The organism is Mesorhizobium sp. M4A.F.Ca.ET.020.02.1.1, assembly GCF_004022645.1.
In the GTDB taxonomy this organism is placed as follows: Bacteria; Pseudomonadota; Alphaproteobacteria; order Rhizobiales; family Rhizobiaceae; genus Mesorhizobium.
In genome coordinates this window covers 1-1743 of the sequence record NZ_RZOI01000994.1, presented here as the reverse complement: position 1 = coordinate 1743, position 1743 = coordinate 1, and the positions used below count along the sequence as shown (strand labels likewise).

The window sequence follows — 1743 nt, the reverse complement described above, 5'->3', positions numbered from 1 at the left end:
GTTGAGATGTTCGCCGTCTTCGTTCGCATCTGGCTGACCACCAATCCGCCGCTTCCCGAGCCGGCCCAGGCCGCAGCCCGGGCCCAGGCGAGCGAGCGCTACGATGCCTTCGTCGCTGCTCTGGGACGCAGGCTCGCCAAGGGCCCGAAGCTGCGGCAGGAGATTTCAGAGGATATCAGTGGAGATAGTCGGCACGACTGAGAGAAACAGAACTGACGTGATTTCTCAGGATTAGCAGTCCGAAACGGTCGATATGCGGGGCGGCTATCCGCGCAGCACAATTTCAGCCATCTTGGGTCTGGGCGGCGATTTGTGAAGCGCCACGAAACTTCGCGCGATTATGGACGGATCGAAAGCGGTGCCGCGTGCAATCGCACCGCCGATGGTCACGGTTCCGACCCTGACGTTCTTCGGGGCAAGTTCGTCAGCGAGCATCAACGCCAGAGCGCGAATGCCGCCTTTGATGATCGACATTGAGGCGAACATCGACATGGGGGCGAGCGCAAGCATTCCGCCAGTGAACAAAAGCGTTCCGCGCCCTCTTTCGATCATGGCCGGCGCGGCATGCCGCGCCGCGACAAGCGCACCGGAAACACCCGCCCGAAAATCATCGATGAGCCTTTCGGCCGACAGGTCGAGCACGCCCTGCATCTTCGAACTCGCCGCGTTGTAGATCAGGACTTCCGGAGCGCCCAGATCACGCCGGGCTGCGTCCAGCGCTGCCGAAAGCGCGTCATGATCGCCCGCATCGGCGGCATAGGTCGTAACCTTTGCGCCTCGCTCGGAGAGCTTGGCGGCCGCCTCGTCCAGCCTGGCCGCATTTCGCGCCACAAGGCCGATGTCATAGCCCTCTGCAATGAAGGCTTCCGCCAGCGCATCACCCAACAAAGGGCCATGGCCGATGATGATCGTAGACCAGCTCAAAGTCATTTGCCTCTCTGATCAGACCATGGATGTGATGATGCGATCGAACATCCGATCACTGAGCCAGCGACGCATCCACAAGACGGTGCCCGCCATATAACCTGAATGATACCGGGTCTTCGGCCTGCGGGCAGTGATGGCCTTGAGGATCGTGACTCCTACCACTGAGGGGGCCGACAGCCGCGAGCCAGAATAGGCTTCGTGCATGCTGGCCGCTGTCTTGTTGGCGGCTTTCGCGTAGGCGCCGGTTCCAGAGGTCTTCTTCAGATTTTCGGCGGAAATAGGTCCCCATTCCGTCTTGATGCCGCCCGGCTCAACGACGATGACGTCGATCCCGAAGGCTTTGGCTTCCAGCCGGAGCGTGTCCGACCAGCCTTCGAGTGCATGCTTGGTCGCGTGATACCATCCGCCGAAGGGTGTGTAGATCTTGCCGCCGATCGAAGAGATGTTGACGATCTTGCCGTACTTGTTCTGGCGCATCGTCGGCAGAGCGAGCTGCGTCAACCGGGCAAGACCGAAGAGGTTGACCTCGAACTGTCGCCGGCCCTCATCGATGGGCACATCCTCGATCGCGCCATACGAGCCGTAACCTGCGTTGTTGATAAGGACGTCGATCGAGCCGCTTTCCGCGACGATCCGATCGACCGCAGCCACGATCTCATCATCCCTTGTGAGGTCCAGGGCGATGGCGATGGCGCCGCGTTTGACCAGATCGTGCATTTGTTCGACGCGACGAGCGGCGACATAGACCCTGTAGCCTGCGTCTAGCAGCTTCAGGGTGGTTGCCTTGCCGATGCCCGACGACGCGCCGGTTATCAG

The 1743-nt window shown here is 61.0% G+C and carries 2 protein-coding genes and 1 pseudogene; 1 reads left to right on the top strand and 2 read right to left on the bottom strand.

Annotated elements, in window-relative coordinates; translation table 11 throughout:
• Window positions 1-201, top strand: a pseudogene (locus tag EN742_RS34050) (CopG family transcriptional regulator); the annotation flags it as partial.
• A gap of 63 nt (window positions 202-264) precedes the next feature.
• Here EN742_RS34050 and EN742_RS34045 read toward each other — a convergent pair.
• Together EN742_RS34045 and EN742_RS34040 are read right to left on the bottom strand one after the other, a co-directional pair.
• A complete protein-coding gene (locus tag EN742_RS34045) occupies window positions 265-930 on the bottom strand; it encodes an SDR family NAD(P)-dependent oxidoreductase (RefSeq protein WP_128333825.1) in 666 nt (221 codons plus the stop codon).
• A 12-nt stretch (window positions 931-942) separates the two neighbouring features.
• Window positions 943-1743 (bottom strand): oxidoreductase (locus tag EN742_RS34040; RefSeq protein ID WP_148670485.1); only part of this gene is annotated, 801 nt, incomplete at its 5' end.